The sequence below is a fragment of the Rouxiella chamberiensis genome (assembly GCF_026967475.1).
Lineage (GTDB): Bacteria > Pseudomonadota > Gammaproteobacteria > Enterobacterales > Enterobacteriaceae > Rouxiella > Rouxiella chamberiensis.
Window position 1 is genome coordinate 1,699,697 of the sequence record NZ_CP114058.1, and the last position, 16,714, is coordinate 1,716,410.

Below are 16,714 nucleotides of genomic sequence, written 5' to 3' on the forward strand. Positions count from 1 at the left end.
GGGTAACCTCCATAAAAAAACAGGGCGTGGCCCTGTTTTTTTAGTTACGTTGAACGCGCATTAGCGTTGCAATGCATAGGCTCTGTTGCCATTACCAACCTGCTCGACATTGACCAGACTGCTGTTGGCGCTTTGTGTCGAGGTCACAAAGTTACCGGAACCACTCTGGCTAATCAGCAGTTTGCTCTTGTCGCCGGTTTGCAGGGCATCGGCGTAGTTATAGTTACCGTGCTGGTCGACGGTCAGAATGCTTCTGTCGCCCTGCTGTGCCGTGGAGGCGGTATTGTGATTGCCGTACTGATTGATATCGGTCAGCGAGTTTCTGCGCCTGAGTCTGCGCTGCGTTAGCCACGTTGTGCGAGCCTTCCTGATAAATCTGCAATTCGGAGCCCCAGGAGGTCGCCTGGAATACCGGTGCCGAAGAACCGCCGCCCGGTCCGCCGAATTCTGCCGCCATCGTTGTACCACTAAAGACCAGCGCGGATACTGCCATTATTTTCCACAGTTTCATGATGCTACCCCATAGGTTTGAGATTTGATGGTTATGTTGGACTGCCTTGACGACTAACGCTGCGTCACTTTTATTGCCATTCCTGACGCGTTTTGTACGATCCCGGCCGAGCGGTCCGTACCACTTTGGCTTATTTGCGCCACGTTTCTCCTGCCCTTCTGGGCGATTAACGCGGTGTTGCCAAATCCTTGCTGCTCCACCGATGCCGAATTCCCGCTGCCGCCCTGAGCAACCAGCGCTGTGTTATCGTCACCGGACTGATGAATATCGAGAGTATTTCCACTGCCTCTTTGACTAATGACGGCCGTATTATCATTTCCTCGCTGGCCAATAAGCGCCTGGTTGCCGTAACCTGCCACGAGTTTTTCAAAGCCCGGATTGCTCATTTCGTTTTGCTGCGTAAATGTCTCCGAAGAGGCCAAATCGCTTTGCTGGGAAAATACAGAGGGCGCGAACAGACTGGCGGTTAAAAAAAGTGCCGTCACCCTGCCTTTTATCATGTATTCGTTTATACCTTTCATGACTCCCGCCTATATTATTTCGGGTCGTTAATGACATTATGCATAGCGCCATAAAAAATAAACTCATCGTTAAGTGGTATTTTTTATAGTTACTCATACGAAAGCATGAGAATAATGCCACTGTTTTTTGTTAGGAATAATTCGATTAAATCATTACCAGGCAAAGTAATTAAGCCCAAGTCAGAATAAAGCCGCCTCTTTTATAACTCCCACTGATGATTCAAGAAAATTTATTTGTGATTACGGTCAAAAATATCAGCTTAGGAATATTGCCAGCGCTTTAATATTACTGAACATAGACGATTAACCAAACGAATAAATCCTAAAGAAAAAGATTTAAAAAAAGAACACTTAAAATATAAATACGCATTAAATTCAAGGGAATAAAACCTTAGCCTCTCATTTTACCTTCACCCTTTCCTTGCCGGTCGCTTTTTACACGTTAAAAGGGCTTATGAGTTAATCTTTATCGGTTGCCTGCCCCCTCTTGATTTCAAATACAGCCGCGCTAAATTGATAAGACAGCGGCGGGTATGAATACCCAATGCGCAATAACAAGATAGAAAGACGCTTGCACCAGGGAATTTACACAGCAGATAACTCATCGTCTTTTTCCTGCATTCGAGAAAGCGATGACTTATCTAATTAGGATACACGCAATGATGACTCCAGAAACGACACCGTCGAATAAAGTATTGCTGCTGGTCACCAAACCTTCTCTTCAGTCTTCGGCCTTGTTGATCCAGTTAAGCTATAAACTCGGCATTAATACGAAGTTACACCATATCAATAAACCTCTGGATGTTCCGATAACGGATGAAATACTGGTTATTTTTGATATTGCGCAGGCAGACAAAAAAATGGCGATTCACTGGCAAACGGCGCTTTCGCAATATCACGCGCAGGTGAAAACATTGCTTTTGAATGCGCCGGAGGATTACCCCTTTTATGAAATCGAACGCTGGCCCACCATCAGCGCCGTATTTTATCCCTCGACGGGCGAAACGCAGCTGACGGATGGCATTAGCAGTGTATTGCGTGACGAATGCTACTTTTCGCCCCGTTTTACCCGCTATCTGGTCAATCAATCGGGGCAGCACCGCTATATCAATTATGAACAGACCGGTATTACCCAACGTGAAAGCGAGATCCTGAATAAACTGCGCATGGGGGCGTCGAACCATGAAATCGCCCAACTGCTGTTTATCAGTGAAAACACGGTAAAAACCCACCTCTATAACCTGTTTAAAAAAATAGCCGTTAAAAACCGTACGCAGGCCGTGACCTGGGCCAATGAAAATCTCAGGCGGTAGCTCATGAAAAGCAGCGTAATCATGTTGTTGCTGTGGGGACTATTAAGCGGCATGGGCGCACAGGCGGCGAATATCAAGGACATTCGCGACCCCGGACTCATCACCGACCATACCGTAAGCGCGGTGGGTCATGATTTCTATCGACTTTTTACCGACCGCTGGGAAAAAATCTTCCGGAAACCATGACGATAAGCGAACGGCCCAGCGCACGTTGGGGCAGTTGGATAACCATAAAAGTCGGTCAGGATTTACTGTATCAAACGTTGTTATTTCCGAACCGGCATAATTTTGGCAAAGAGGTCGACACCGCCGTGCAAAGCGTCGGTGAGGCATTATCGAGACGGCAAATAGATAAAACACTTCTGGGTACCGGCGATTTGTCCGGTGATGAATTTTAAGGGGAACATCATGAAAATATTCCTGATAGCACTATCGGCTCTACTCTTTTCTCCGCTGTCGTGGGGAGGAAATATGGTCTTTCAGTTCGTAAACCCCAATTTCGGCGGTAATCCTAATAACGGTTCTTTTCTGCTTAATGAGGCCAATGCCCAGAACTCTTATAAAGATCCTGACGCCTACGATTTTGATACTTCAACGCCCAGTGCATTGGATAATTTCAGTACCGCACTGCAATCTCAATTACTGAGCGGGTTGATGGGCAATATCAGTCAGGGCAAACCGGGCCGTCTGGTCACTCAGGACTTTATTGTCGATGTGCAAAATACCGACGGCCAACTGGTCATGAACGTGACCGACCGCTCCACCGGCAAAACCTCCACCATTCAGGTTCAAGGTCTTACGGCGACCAATTGACTCACCACAGGATAATAAGAATATGCGTAATGCTTACCTCTTGATTGCCGCTTTACTGCTTGGCGGTTGTGTGACCTCTGCGCCCAGGGAAGCGGCAAAGCCGACTCTGTTACCGCGTGCGCAGAGTTATAAAGACCTGACTCATCTGCCACCGGCAAAAGGCCGCATTTTTGTGTCGGTTTATAATATTCAGGATGAAACCGGCCAGTTCAAACCTTATCCCGCCAGCAACTTTTCAACCGCCGTTCCGCAGAGCGCCACGGCCATGCTGGTGACGGCACTTAAAGATTCGAAATGGTTTATTCCGCTGGAACGTCAGGGACTGCAAAACCTGCTGAACGAGAGAAAGATTATTCGTGCCGCCCAGGAAAATGGCAGCGTGGCTATCAATAATGCCCGTCCGCTGTCGTCATTGATTGCCGCCAATATTCTGATTGAAGGTTCGATTATTGGTTACGAGAGCAATGTGAAATCGGGCGGTGCCGGTGCGCGTTATTTCGGCATCGGTGCCAGCACGCAATATCAACTGGATCAGATAGCCGTAAACCTGCGTGCGGTGGATATTAATACTGGTGAAGTGCTCTCTTCCGTCAACACCAGCAAAACCATTCTTTCCTACGAGTTTCAGGCCGGGGTCTTCCGCTTTGTCGATTATCAGCGACTGCTGGAGGGCGAAGTCGGTTTCACAACCAATGAACCTGTCATGCTGTGTCTCATGTCGGCGATTGAAACGGGCGTCATTTACATGATTAATGACGGTATCGATCGCAATCTGTGGCAATTGCAAAACAGCGCCGACAGCCGCTCGCCTATTCTCGATAAATACAAACAGATGCAGGTGCCGATGTCCTGATTTCATCGTGCATAATAGCCATCGCCCCCGCATTCTCGCGCTGGAATGCGGGGGCGATGGATTGTCTGCCGCTATTAAAGAAATATTACTCTCAGGACATAATCAGGCCGCCATCGATATTAATCGTCTGACCCGTAAGATACCGTGCATCGTCAGAGGCCAAAAAGGCCACCAGTCCTGCGACATCGTCCGGCTGTCCCGCACGTTTCAGGGGAATATTTTGCACCCACTCCGCCATCAACTCGCCTTTGCCATAACGTTTTTCCTCGGTACCGAGGATTTCGCCCCACACCCTGTCGTTATAGTCCCACATCTCGCTTTCGATAATGCCGGGGCAGAACGCGTTGACGGTTATATTGTAGGGGGCGAGTTCCAGCGCCAGACTCTGGGTAATGCCGATGACGCCCATCTTGCTTGCCGCGTAGTGCGGCGTATAGATAAAGCCCTGACGTCCCTGCCCCGACGAAGTGTTGATAAGACTGCCGGATTGTTGTCTGACCATGATTTTTGCCGCCTCGCGACAGCACAGCCATACGCCGGTGGTATTGACCGCCAGCACGCGTTCGAAATCCTCCTTGGGCATGCTGTCGAAGTGATCGATGGTTATCACCCCTGCGTTTCTGTATCGATACATCCACCCTGCCGAATTTCTCCACGGCCTGACGGTAGAGGCTCTGCACCTGCGGCTCGTCGGTGACATCCACCTGGAGCGGCAGAATGGCCACGCCGTATTTCTCGTGCAGCGCCTCGGCCGTGTCAAATACGCGCTCGGCATTGGAGACCATCACCAGATTTGCGCCGTCGCGGGCGAAACGCTCGGCGATGCCCGCACCGATGCCGCGACAGGCTCCGGTAATCACCACGGTTTTACCACTGAAATCTCTGTTCATTATTATTCTCCTGAAAATGGGGGGCGTGAAGTCGTCAAGGTGCGGGCAACGGCGGTTTTCCAGCCTTGCCACTCACGTTGCAGCAGCGCATGCCGTTCGGCATTGGGCGTAAAGACATCGTGCTGCGGTAACAGGGCCAGCAGCTGGGCGTCATCCAGATTATCGAGCGCGCGACGCGCCAGCAGGCCAGCACCCAGCGCCGACAGCTCCGGCGTATTGCTGCGCAAGACCTCGCAGCCGAGCAGATCCGCCTGAAACTGCATCAGCCACGGGTTGCGCGTCGGGCCGCCGTCGACCATCAATGACGCCAGATGAAAGTCGGGATGCAGGCGCATGGCATCAATGACGTCGGCAATCTGGTAGGCAATGGATTCCAGCGCCGCACGAATCAGATGCGCACGGTCAACGCCTCGGCTCAACCCGCTTATCGCCCCGCGCGCCTGACCGTCCCACCACGGCGCACCCGCACCGGTCAGCGCCGGAACGAAATAGACCCCGAGCGTTGACTCCACGCTGGCCGGTAACTCGTTCAGCGCCCGCGCCAGGGTTTCCCCTTGCCGTCGGTCAGGCCCGTAATCTGCGCCATCCACGCCACCGCATCGCCGGTATGAGGAATGTTGCCCTCAAGCCCGTACACCACGCGCTGTCCGTCGTGCCAGGCCACGGTAGTGGCCAGCTGCGTGATGCTGCTTTCGGGTTGTGCGATGGGTGCCATGACCGACGAACCGGTGCCGTAGGTTGCCTTTACGCCCCCGGCTTCGCCCAATCCGTGCCCATAGAGCGCGGCGTGCGAATCGCCGACCATGGCGAGAATCGGAATGCCGTCGGGAATGCCGTCAAGATGATAAGTGGTGCCAAACAGGCCGCTGGAAGGACAGATTTCCGGCAGCGCCGCACGCGGAATACCAAACAGCTCGAGCATCTCGCTGTCCCAGTCGCCGCTGTGCAGGTTCAGGAGTTGGGTGCGGGCGGCATTTGAAGTATCACATCGAAAAGCCCTGCCTCCCGTGAGATTCCACAATAGCCAGGCATCGACAGTACCGAGGCAGATTTCCCCCGCCTCCGCCTGCCGATAGCCGTCCGGTAAACTGTCGAGAAGCCAGCGCATTTTCGAGGCCGAAAACAGCGGCGCTATCGGCAGCCCGGTCACTTCGCGAATTTTCTGTTCCTGATTATCGCTGCGCAACTGTTCACAAAACGCGGCACTGCGGGAACATTGCCAGGTGATGGCAGGACCAATGGGTTCGCCGCTGCTCTGATACCAGCCCATCGCCGTTTCGCGCTGATTGCTTATCGCAAGTGCCGCAATACGTTCTGCGCCGACATTGGCTATCACTTCGCGCAGTACCGTCAGCGAGGCGTCAATCAGCACTTCGCCGCGCTGCTCGACCCAACCGGCCTGCGGCGTCTGCACCTGCAAGGGCCGCGACGACTGGGCAATGACTTTGCCCTGCCCGTCAATCGCTACCGCCTTGGCATTGCTGGTGCCTTCATCAATGGCCACAATCACGTCACGGGGTTCAGACATGCTTCACCTCAGAGAGCGGTTGAGCCGCCTGCAACTTTTTTCGTGGCGACGCATCAGCGTAACCTTGCTTTGCAGACGTTGCTGGAACTGATCGATAACTACCGCCGTCACGATAACCAGACCTTTGATAACCATTTGCCAGAATTCGCTGACGCCGAGCATGACCAGCCCGTCGGCCAAGAACACAATCACGAAGGCCCCGATAATCGAGCCAAAGACCCGCCCGCGCCCGCCTGCGAGCGCCGTCCCGCCGAGCACGGTGGCCCCGATGGCGTCCATTTCGAACATGTTGCCGGTCATCGGGTGCGCGGTTTGCAGCTGCGAAGCCACGACCAGCCCGACCAGTGCGGCACAGAAACCGGAAAAGGCATAAACGAAAATCTTCACTTTCGAAATCGGCACACCGGCCAGTCGCGCCGCCGATTCATTGCCGCCAATCGCATAGATATAGCGGCCAAGCGGCGTTTTCTTGGTCAGGTAAATTCCGAGCAGTACGACGGCCACCATCAGCCAGATTGGGTTGTAAACACCCAGAAAGGTGCCGGAACCCAGCAGCGAAAAACCGGTGTTGCCGAGTGGTTCAACGCCGTTCAGATTCGGAAAGGTTTTGCCGTCGGTAGTTAAAAGCGATGCACCGCGCGCGACATACATCATGCCCAGAGTACAGATAAAGGGGGCGACGCCGAGTTTGGTAATGACCAGCCCGTTGACCGTACCGATAAGAATACCGGCAATGGCGACCACGCCAATTACCTCGAACACGTTGAGAAACAGCAGGTTGTCGCCCCATAGCGGAATACCGAATGAAAGCAGCGCGCCGCCAATCATCCCGCAGATCCCGGCTACTGCCCCGACCGAGAGGTCAATGCCACCGGTCAAAATGACCAGCGTCATGCCGACTGCCAGCAGACCGGTAATCGCCACGTGCTGGGTCATGATTAACAAGTTGGAGGTGGTGATAAAGTTCGGCACCATCGTGCTGAAGAACGCGACCACGATCAGTAAGGCAATAAAGGTGCGCGCCTTGAGTAAGTACATGTAAACAAGATATTTTTGACTTTGCATAGCCTGTCCTTAATCTTAATCGTGGGGAGTCGAGGCGCGGATCAGTTTTTCTCTGTCCACCTCGGCGCGCGGGATATCGGCGGTGATTTTGCCGTCCGCCATGACGATGACCCGGTCGGCGAGTTGCATCACTTCATCCAGTTCGGAGGAGGAGAACATCACCGCCAGACCCTGCTGCGCCATTGCGCCAATCAAGTGGTAAACGTCGGTTTTGGCCCCCACATCGATGCCACGGGTCGGCTCATCCAGGAAAACCACTTTCGGGTCGGTCATCAATGCCTTGGCAATCACTACCTTTTGCTGATTGCCGCCGCTCATGGAGGTCACGGGTAAATCGGCATCGCCGACCTTGATCGACAGTTTGCCTATCATCTGCTGTACCGCCTGATTCTCGGGCTGTTCGCGAATAGGCAGCAGGGTCTTGAGAAAGCTTTTGCTGCATAAACGTGACAGTGTCATGTTTATCTTGATCGACAGCAGTTGAATGAGGCCTTCGGCCTGCCTGTCTTCGGGCACCAGCGCCATGCCGTGTTCGAGACGATAGGCAAAGGGCGTGTGTTCCATCCTGCTGCCCTTGAGACGGATTTCACCGCTATCTTGTTTCATCAGGCCAATCAGGGTCTTGAACAGCTCCGTTCGCCCTGCGCCCAGCAACCCGTAGACGCCGACCACTTCCCCCTGATGCAGGGTCAGGCTGACATCGTTCAACGAATAACCGCCGTTCTGATGCAACAGCGTCAGGCCGCTCGCCTGTAGCACCGTGTCGCCTTTTTCGGCGCAGCGATAGTCAAAATGCTTCTCTTTTTCCCCAACCATACTGCTGATAATCCACGGAATATTGACCTGACTGACCTCCTGCTCGGCCACGAACTTGCCGTCGCGAAATACGGTGATGTGATCGCCAATTTCCATCAACTCTTCCAGACGATGCGAAATGTAGATAATGGTGACGCCACGGCGCTTTAGCTGTTCAATTACGTTAAACAACACCTTGACCTCGGACTGGCTCAGCGCCGAAGTCGGCTCGTCCATAATCAGCACACGGGTGTCTTTCGAAAGTGCGCGGGCAATCTCCACCAGTTGCTGATGGCCGATAGCCAACTCTTCCAGCGGGGTCATCGGATCGACGTCCAGCTCCAGCCGTTCCAGCAGCGCTTTCGCCAGTTGATATTGATAGTCCACATTGATACGGCCGCGCTGGAAAAACTCGTTGCCGATGAAGATGTTGTCCATCACCGTCATGTTCGGAAACAGATTCAGCTCCTGAAAGATGATACTGATGCCGTGCTTTTCGGCCTGATGCGTCGAGGTGAGCGACACCGGCTCGCCGTCGAGCAGAATGTGCCCGCTGGACGGCGTTTCAACGCCCGCCAGCATCTTCATCATGGTCGATTTACCGGCCCCAGTTCTCACCGATCAACACGTTGACCTTGTTGCGATAAACGCGATAGTTAACGTTGTCGAGTGCGGTTACGCCCGGATAGACCCGTGATACGCCCTGGGTTTCGATAATCACCGGCGACCCCTGAAGCAGAGGGTTCACAAAGGGTTCAGGCTCCAGGCTACTGCTGCGTGGTTCAAACATCGCGCCTCCTCACTGTGTAGCCTGTTCAGGGCCAATCTTGGCGGGCGTCAGCAAAATAGGCGGCTGCGGCGTGTCATAGGCGCTGAATACGCCGGTAACGGTAATCTTGTCGCCCACCTTGTAGGCCGTTTTGCCAAGCGACGCGATGGCGCGCTGGTTGATGGCCTTGCCAAAATCGCCAAACATATTCTGATCGTTGAAATCGCCGTAGCTCAGGCCGCGATAGCTGTCGCGAAGCTCGGTACCACGGAAGGTCGGGCCAATCTGCACTTTGACTTCACCGACTTTCGGGTCGTCACTTTTCACCACAACCTGTCCGTTGCGGGACTCGGTATTGACTTCGCTCACCGTGCCGCTGACTGTGGTGCTAAACACGCACGGGTTTTCCGCCTGACTGCGATAACCCAGTTGCTGACAGGCCGTATCAAAGTCTTTCGCGCCGTCGATCTGGGCCAAAAGACCGGACAACGGCTTGGCATGGCTGGCTATTTCCGGGGCAATTTTCTGGTCAAACAGCATCGCTGCCTGCGCCATATGAGGATTTGGGGGATTCTTCAGCTCCGCCAGCTTTTTTCAGACACGATCCGGCAGCTACACAGCATCAGCGAGGCCATCACTATCCACATCAAGCGACTAGACATTGCGCTTCTCCTAAAAGCCCCGTCGCGGCGGGGCTTGATCCTGAACAGGCGACCGGCGCATGAAAAGCCGCAGGTCGCGCGTGCCGTAAGGCTATTTCTGATAGTTGAAATTGTTCACCTTGTCGGCATTGTCTTTTTTGATGAGAATGCCGCGGAACAGGATGCGCTCTTTGCCGCTGTAGCTGCCTGTCTGCACGTATTGGTCAATGATTTCAACGCCCTGTGCCGCGATAGCCTGCGCCTGCAGCATTACCGTGGCGTAAAGGGTGCCGGCTTTTACCGCATCGCGTTCGTCGTTGCTGCCGTCGATACCCACGACGGTCACGTCATTGCGGTTGGCGGCTTTCAGCGCAGCGATCGCCCCGAGCGCCACCGGACCGTTGCCGGTAATCACCCCTTTCACATCGGGATGCGCCTGAAGAATACTGTCCATGATGCGTTTGCCGTCGATAAGCGTGCCTTTGGCATCCTGACGGGCGATCATTTTCATATCGGGGTATTGATCGATAACGTTATGGAAGGATTTGGAGCGGGTCACACAGTTGTTGTCGGCGAGGTTGCAGGTCAGTTCGACATACGGCCCCTTTTCGCCCATTTTCTCGACGAACTCGTTGGCGACGTCAGACCCTGCCTGGAAGTTGTTGTGGGAAATCTGCGCCAGCGCCACGCCATCGACCGGAATTTCGCGGTTGATGAGCACAACCGGCACACCGGCGTCCTTGGCCTGTTTCACTGCGGCGACGCTTGCCTGGGAGTCGGCGTTGTCCAGAATAATCCCCTGAACCTTGCGGCCGATAACCAGGCTCATCAACTCGCCCTGACGTTTGACATCTTCGCCATGAGACAGCACCAGCGTTTTATATCCCATGGATTCCGCCTTGGCCTGCGCGCCTTTTGCTTCGGCAGAGTAGTAAGGGTTATCCAGCGAGTTGACTAAAATGGCGAGCGTGCCTTTTTCAACGGCAAAGGCGGGAGGAACACACAGCGTGGCAAGAACCGATAACAGGGCAAGATGTTTTTTCATGGTGATGTTCTCTCAATGTTATTGTTTTTAAAAGATTACCGGAAAGGTGTTGGCGTCGATGTGTAGGGTGGACGCCGTTTTTTTTATGACTGCATTTCTTGTGTCTTGCGACTTACCAAATCGTGAATCCGCCATCGATCATCAGGTCTGCACCGGTAATCATGTCGCTGCCGTTGCTCGAGAAGAACAGAATGGCGGCGGCGATTTCATCGGTGTAGGCGAAACGCCCCAGTGGAATAAGCTTTTTCATGGCTTCGCCCTTTTCGCCGCGCCAGGCTTTCTCGCCCATCGGCGTCAGAACCACGGTCGGTGACAGCGTGTTGACGGTAATCTGGTGCGCCGCCCACTCTTTGGCCATCACTTTGGTCATGCCGAGCAAACCGGCTTTCGCCGAGGTGTAGGCACAGTGATTATCGATAGCAATCGATGCGGCCTGCGAAGCGATATTGATAATCTTGCCGCCCTGTCCACGAGCAATCATGCTGCGCGCCGCCGCCTGGGAGCAGAGGAAAGGCCCGGTCAAATTGACTGCCAGATTTTTCTGCCACTGATCAAAAGAGGTCTCTACCGCCGGTTCGAGATGCACATAGCCCGCGCAATTGACCAGAATGTCGATTTTTCCGCATTCCTGTTCGACCTGCTGGAATACGCGTGCGACCTGCGCCGGATCGGTAACATCGCACTCGAAATAACTGACGCGCTCGTCACCCAGCTCCTCAACTACCTGATTTTTGACTGCACTTTCGAATGCCGGGTATAGCAGCGCCAGATGCGCGCCCTTTTCAAGCATCATGCGGTTGCTGGCCATCGCGATGCCGCCCAGCCCGCCGGTGATTACCGCCACTTTTCCGGCCAGCGACTGGGTGATATCCACGCCGTAACGCAGGTTGACGTCATATTGATTAGTGCTCATTCGCGGCCTCCCGAGCAGCGGCAATGGCGGGTCCCTTGAGTGCGGCGACCAGTCCGGATGTATCGATGGAAAATTGACGGCGCAGCGCGGTGCGGCTGCTGCTGTGAGTGAATTCGTAGGCCGGAATACCGAAGGCCTGCAGCGGCTGCGTTAAACGGTATTTAAGGATTAACTCACCGATGATGGTGCCCAGGCCACCGCTTAATACGTGTTCTTCCATGGTGATCACTTTTTTGTGCGATTTAATCAGCTCGACCACCGCCAACTCGTCGAGCGGCCACAGGGAAGGCAGGGAAACGACGGTCGGGTTGCAATCCTGCTCACGCGCCGCCAGCGCTTCATGCGCAAGCGTGCCGAGAGTAAAGACCACTACGTCGTCGCCTTCGGCCAGCACATCGGGCTGACCCGGAATAAAACGCCAGTTCTCGTCGTGCAGCACCGGCAGCTTGTCGCTGTCCATGCGGATATACACCGGCCCCTGATGCTGAATGGCATGTTTGACGATGGCCTGCGCCTGGCTTGCGTCGGCAGGCGCAAACACCTGAAGATTGCCGAGGGTACGGGCGATGGCGATATCGTTGGTGCAGTGGTGCGTAGCGCCGAGCGGACCATAGGCAAAACCGGCATTAAGGCCCAGCATCTTGACGTTGGTTTCCGAATAACAGACGTCGTTTTTCATCTGTTCATTGGAACGGGCGAACAGGAACGGCGCGGCATTGGCGGTGAATACCACGTGACCACTCAAGGCCACACCGGCCGCCATCCCCACCATATTCTGTTCGGCGATGCCGACGTTGATGACCCGCTGCGGAAAGGCTTTCTCGAAAGGCGCGATTTTGGACGTGGAGGTCGAGTCGGCGACCATCACGCTGATATTGGCCCCCTGCTCCTGCTGTTCAATGAGTGTCGAAACGACGGCGTCGCGTAAGTCTTGCATGATCACTCCTCCAGCTCGGCCAGCCCTTGGGCCAGTTGCTGATCGTTGGGCACGGCATGGTGCCAGGCGGGAACGTTGGCCATAAACGAAATACCGTGACCTTTTTCGGTATTGGCCAGAATGACCCGGGGTTTGCCCTGCATCGGCTGCGTGACGGCGGCGTGAATGGCTTCGGGGTCGTGGCCATCGCACTCCAGCACTTCGAAACCGAATGCCTTCCATTTGTCGGCCAACGGTTCGAGCGGCATGATCTCTTCGGTTTTGCCCGCAAGCTGTAAACGGTTGCGGTCGACGATAGCGACCAGATTGTCGAGCTTGAACTTGCTGGCCGCCATCGCGGCTTCCCAGTTGGAGCCTTCCGCCAGTTCGCCGTCGCCCAGCAATACGAAGGCGCGACGATGCGAACGGCCACTTATCTTGTTACCGAGCGCCAGACCGACGGCAATCGGCAGGCCGTGCCCCAGACCGCCGGAATTTATCTCGACCAGATCGGGCAGCTTTTGATGCACCGGATGACCGGCCAGCAAGGTGTCATCGCCCATAAACTGGTCGAGCACGGCTGGGTCCAGCAAACCCATCGCCGCTGCGCTACAGTACAATCCCCCCGCGCCGTGCCCTTTGGAGAGAATAAAGCGGTCCTGATCGGGGCGCTGTTCACCGCGATCCATGACCGACATATAGAGGGTGCAGATAATATCGACTTCTGAAAGATCGGCCCCGGTGTGGCCCTTGCCCGCGTGGTGGTTCATCTGCAAAACATAACGACGTGCCTGTCGGGCGACGGTTTTTATATCCTGAAACGTAGGGGTTGCCTGAGCGTCCATCTTTACCTCGTCTAGACCTTGCCGTTTACGCTCGTCTGTTCCCATGAACAGAATCGTTTACGGCACAACTCATTTTCGAATAAAACTATAGGTTATCGTTTTGGGGAAAAATGCGCGGCCGATCAAGTTTTGTACAATTCGCTGCAATGCAATTTAATTCATAAAAATCAATATATTAAAATTAATGGCATTATTCTTAATCATGACAAGCCATTGTTTTATCGAAACTAAAGCCTTTAAAACCCGCTTTTGATTTTCATATGAAAACGTAAAAACAATTTTATCCGCCTCGCTTTCACGTGGACTCACAGTTAAGATTTCCAGCATGCCGCGAGAATTTGGCTTATTTGCCGATATTTAGCGGTTTAAGGCGCTAAGATGTAGGCATAGGTCGTTAAAGGGGATTTCAATTGAAAAGCAAAAGCGAACAGTTGGCGGACATGCAACACCGTCGCGACAAGATATTGGAAATGATCAGGGAAGATGGCACTGTCACAGTGAAAATGCTTACTGACGCCTTTGAGTTGACCGAAGCCACGATCCGCACCGATTTGCGCGTGCTGCAAAAGCAGGGACACGTGCAGCGCTATCACGGCGGCGCCACGCTGATGGACGGCAAACAGAACACACACGCCCTGCTGTTGGAAAGACAGACGCAGATGAAAGAGAAAGAGGCGATTGGCAGGCTGGCGGCGAGTTTTATCGAGGCGGGCGATACGCTGATTCTTGACTCGGGCACCACCACCACGGCCATTGCCAACAATCTGGGACATATCAAGAAACTGTCGGTTATTACCACGGCGGTTAATATCGCCTTGCAGCTGGGCGGCGAACCCGGCGTAAATATCCTGCTGACCGGCGGCACCTTCAAGTTCCCGACGCTTTCGACTTCGGGTGAAAAGGCCGCCAGCTTTTTCGAAAATGTATTGGCCGAAAAGCTGTTTCTCGCCACGGCCTGCATTTCACCACGCGTCGGGCTGAGCTTCCCGAGCGAGACGGACATCAAGGTCAAAAGTGCGATGATCCAGTCGGCCAATCAGGTTTATGTGGTGGCGGATTCCAGCAAAATCGACAAGGTGTCGATGTTTGCCCTGCCGTGCGAGTGGTCGAAGATTCACTATCTTATTACCGATAGCGGCATTAGCGCCGAGTCCAAGGCCGCTTTCGAAGCGGTAGGCGTTGAGGTATTAATCGCCTCGGCTTTCTAATCGGTCACCACATTCAACGTCTCCGGCGCGCCGTCTTGCGGCTTCTCGACCAGACAGGTGCGCTGCCAGTCAATGCGCTCATAGAGAACCAGAGTCACGATGGCGAGTAACAGGTTGGTGACAGGGAACGCATACCACAGACCCGAAAGTTCAAGCGAGGTATAGCGGGACATCCCCCACGCCAGCGGGATTTGCACCAGCCATTGCGACACCAGCGCCAGCGTCATGGTGGTCATGGTGCGGCCCGTGGCCCGAAATGCGCCACTTAGCGCCATCTGTAACCCAATCAGGCCGTAGCTTGGCGCGATGATTTGCAGAAAACGGCGGCCATTATCGATAACCGCCGTTTGTCCCGGCGCGAAGAATGCCACAATGTCTTCGGCAAATCCGTACGCCAGCAGCCCGACCAGCGTCAGAACCACGAAGGCGATGGCAGCGCTGACGCGCCCGATGGCCCTTGCCCGCGCAAAATTGCCCGCACCGACATTCTGGCCCACCAACGTCGCCGTCGCGATGGATACCCCTATTGCAGGCACAATCACCAGCGCATTGATATTGTTGACTACCCCGTAAGCCGCCGTCACCACCGTACCCAGCACGGCCACCAGCGCCATCATGCCGCTCGCACTCAGTGCATGCGCGCAAAGCTCGATGGAAGCCGGTAAACCAAGGCGCACTACGGATTTGACAATCTTCAGTCGTGGCATCATCGCCCCAAAATAGAGGTTCAGCCCCACACGACCAAAACGCAGCACCAGCAATCCCGCCACCATCGCGATGCCCTGATTGAACACGGTAGCGATCGCGGCCCCCGTCACGCCAAACGCCGGAATCACGCCCCAGCCGTAAATCAGCAACGGATCCATAAGGGCGTTCAGGATAAGCGTGCCGAGCGTTATCATCAGCGGAATTCGCACTTCGCCGGAGCCGCGCATCAAGGATTGCAGCATCGAAAAGCCGAAGGTAAAGATCAAGCCGCCAATCAGCACCCGCGAGAAGCTCAGCGCCGAAGGCAGTACCTCGTCGTGTGTGCCAAGTGCGTGCAACATCCACGGAGCCAGCCAATAGGCCACGAGCGCAATGGGCAGCGCAAACAGCAGTGACAGCATGAATGACTGCGCCGCTAACTGGTTGGCATCCTGATGTAACTTCGCCCCGATGCACTGCGCCACCATAGTCGTACCCGCAACGCTCACGCCAATGCCCAGCGCAAAAACCAGAAAAATAATAGGCTGGCTAACCGATATCGCCGCCACGGCCGTGTCACCCAGTCGCCCGACCCAGAAGGCATCAATCATGATATAACCCGATTGAAGAAGATTGGCCAATATCACGGGAATCCCTATCTTTGCCAGAGAGCGCAATATCGAACCCTGTAACAATACGTTGGCTGTGCCAGCGGAAATATCAGTTGCCAAGAAACTTTCCTTATTATGTGCGGCAATGAATGCCTTTATTTTTATCGCCGGTTGAACGGCAATTACAGTGTGTCAACGGGTTTGCCTGCCCGAAAAATAAGCAGCTTGCCGATGAGTTCCTGACGCAATTTATTATCCTGACCAAAAGTCCCTATCTGAATACTGACCTTTGCCCGGTCGGGTCTGGCGGGGGATGACGAAATCTCGGTGATTCGGGCCTGGATTCGCAGAATATCGCCCGGGCGCGTAGGCCGCAGCCAGTTGATTTTCTCTACGCCGGTCCCAATAATCCCCTGCGCCAGCGGCAGACTTTTTACCAGCAGATTCATGGTGATACTAACGGTATGCCAACCGCTGGCCGCCAGCCCCCTAAAGATGGAATCTTTCGCCAGTTCGTCGTCCATATGAAACGGCTGTGGATCGTATTTACTCGAAAATTCGGTTATCTCCTGTGCCGAGACATAATATTCAGGGCTATGAAAAATCTGACCCACCGCGAGGCCGTCTAAATGCAGCGCAGCGGGCGAAGACTCCGATAGAGTCTGAGGGGCCGCATATTCCTCGGCACCGTGTAAATAATCATTCGCAGCATTTTCTTCATACATTGTAAAAAGCACCTTGTTATTTTTGAGCCTGTTTGCCGACGCAATATCGCCTGGTGTTGTACGCT

13 protein-coding genes and 6 pseudogenes are annotated in these 16,714 nt (G+C 54.2%); 6 read left to right on the forward strand and 13 right to left on the reverse strand.

Annotation, left to right across the window (positions count from 1 at the left end):
• Positions 1-60 precede the first annotated feature (60 nt).
• The gene (locus tag O1V66_RS07930; RefSeq protein WP_269128246.1) at positions 61-468 is read right to left on the reverse strand and encodes a VCBS domain-containing protein; all 408 of its coding nucleotides are present in this window, start codon (positions 466-468) and stop codon (positions 61-63) included.
• Positions 469-564: 96 nt separating this feature from the next.
• Entirely contained in the window at positions 565-1,032 is a 468-nt protein-coding gene (locus O1V66_RS07935; protein ID WP_052673407.1) for a hypothetical protein, read from the reverse strand.
• Positions 1,033-1,694: 662 nt separating this feature from the next.
• On the opposite strand from O1V66_RS07935, the gene csgD reads away from it, so the two are divergent.
• From csgD to csgG, 5 genes and pseudogenes are all read left to right on the forward strand, one after another.
• On the forward strand, positions 1,695-2,345 hold the full coding sequence (gene csgD / locus O1V66_RS07940; protein ID WP_045048184.1) for a biofilm master transcriptional regulator CsgD: 651 nt from the start codon (positions 1,695-1,697) through the stop codon (positions 2,343-2,345).
• A 3-nt stretch (positions 2,346-2,348) separates the two neighbouring features.
• On the forward strand, positions 2,349-2,531 hold the full coding sequence (locus O1V66_RS21860) for a CsgE family curli-type amyloid fiber assembly protein (RefSeq protein WP_414058444.1): 183 nt from the start codon (positions 2,349-2,351) through the stop codon (positions 2,529-2,531).
• Positions 2,499-2,743 (forward strand): annotated as a pseudogene (locus tag O1V66_RS07945) (CsgE family curli-type amyloid fiber assembly protein); the annotation flags it as partial. The gene O1V66_RS21860 and the pseudogene O1V66_RS07945, both read left to right, overlap by 33 nt.
• Before the next feature lie 10 nt (positions 2,744-2,753).
• A complete protein-coding gene (gene csgF / locus O1V66_RS07950; RefSeq protein ID WP_152623615.1) occupies positions 2,754-3,158 on the forward strand; it encodes a curli production assembly/transport protein CsgF in 405 nt (134 codons plus the stop codon).
• 22 nt (positions 3,159-3,180) lie between these two features.
• A complete protein-coding gene (gene csgG / locus O1V66_RS07955) occupies positions 3,181-4,011 on the forward strand; it encodes a curli production assembly/transport protein CsgG (protein ID WP_045047706.1) in 831 nt (276 codons plus the stop codon).
• A gap of 91 nt (positions 4,012-4,102) precedes the next feature.
• On the opposite strand, the pseudogene O1V66_RS07960 reads toward csgG, so the two are convergent.
• The 9 genes and pseudogenes from O1V66_RS07960 to O1V66_RS08000 form a co-directional block, all read right to left on the reverse strand.
• Positions 4,103-4,901 (reverse strand): annotated as a pseudogene (locus tag O1V66_RS07960) (SDR family oxidoreductase).
• Positions 4,902-4,903: 2 nt separating this feature from the next.
• A pseudogene (locus tag O1V66_RS07965) lies at positions 4,904-6,429 on the reverse strand (FGGY family carbohydrate kinase).
• Positions 6,422-7,494, reverse strand: a pseudogene (locus O1V66_RS07970) (ABC transporter permease). Before O1V66_RS07970 ends, O1V66_RS07965 begins: the two co-directional pseudogenes overlap by 8 nt.
• Before the next feature lie 15 nt (positions 7,495-7,509).
• Positions 7,510-9,079, reverse strand: a pseudogene (locus O1V66_RS07975) (sugar ABC transporter ATP-binding protein).
• Positions 9,080-9,088: 9 nt separating this feature from the next.
• A pseudogene (locus O1V66_RS07980) lies at positions 9,089-9,720 on the reverse strand (DUF2291 family protein).
• Positions 9,721-9,811: 91 nt separating this feature from the next.
• Entirely contained in the window at positions 9,812-10,744 is a 933-nt protein-coding gene (locus O1V66_RS07985; protein ID WP_045047700.1) for a D-ribose ABC transporter substrate-binding protein, read from the reverse strand.
• 112 nt (positions 10,745-10,856) lie between these two features.
• Positions 10,857-11,657, reverse strand: coding sequence for a GolD/DthD family dehydrogenase (locus O1V66_RS07990; protein WP_045047699.1), 801 nt, complete (start codon positions 11,655-11,657; stop codon positions 10,857-10,859).
• Positions 11,647-12,594: a transketolase family protein gene (locus O1V66_RS07995; protein ID WP_045047698.1), complete on the reverse strand. Its 948-nt coding sequence runs from the start codon at positions 12,592-12,594 to the stop codon at positions 11,647-11,649. The genes O1V66_RS07990 and O1V66_RS07995 overlap by 11 nt, the downstream gene beginning before the upstream one ends.
• Before the next feature lie 2 nt (positions 12,595-12,596).
• Positions 12,597-13,418, reverse strand: coding sequence for a transketolase (locus O1V66_RS08000; RefSeq protein WP_045047697.1), 822 nt, complete (start codon positions 13,416-13,418; stop codon positions 12,597-12,599).
• Between the two features lie 410 nt (positions 13,419-13,828).
• Between O1V66_RS08000 and O1V66_RS08005 the strand changes: the two genes are divergently transcribed.
• The gene (locus O1V66_RS08005; RefSeq protein WP_045047696.1) at positions 13,829-14,626 is read left to right on the forward strand and encodes a DeoR/GlpR family DNA-binding transcription regulator; all 798 of its coding nucleotides are present in this window, start codon (positions 13,829-13,831) and stop codon (positions 14,624-14,626) included.
• Here the strand turns inward: O1V66_RS08005 and solL are convergent.
• A complete protein-coding gene (gene solL, locus O1V66_RS08010; RefSeq protein WP_045047695.1) occupies positions 14,623-16,044 on the reverse strand; it encodes a solanimycin export family MATE transporter SolL in 1,422 nt (473 codons plus the stop codon). The two genes, O1V66_RS08005 and solL, sit on opposite strands and share 4 nt — an antisense overlap.
• Before the next feature lie 62 nt (positions 16,045-16,106).
• Positions 16,107-16,649, reverse strand: coding sequence for a MaoC/PaaZ C-terminal domain-containing protein (locus O1V66_RS08015; protein ID WP_052673406.1), 543 nt, complete (start codon positions 16,647-16,649; stop codon positions 16,107-16,109).
• Positions 16,650-16,714 lie beyond the last annotated feature (65 nt).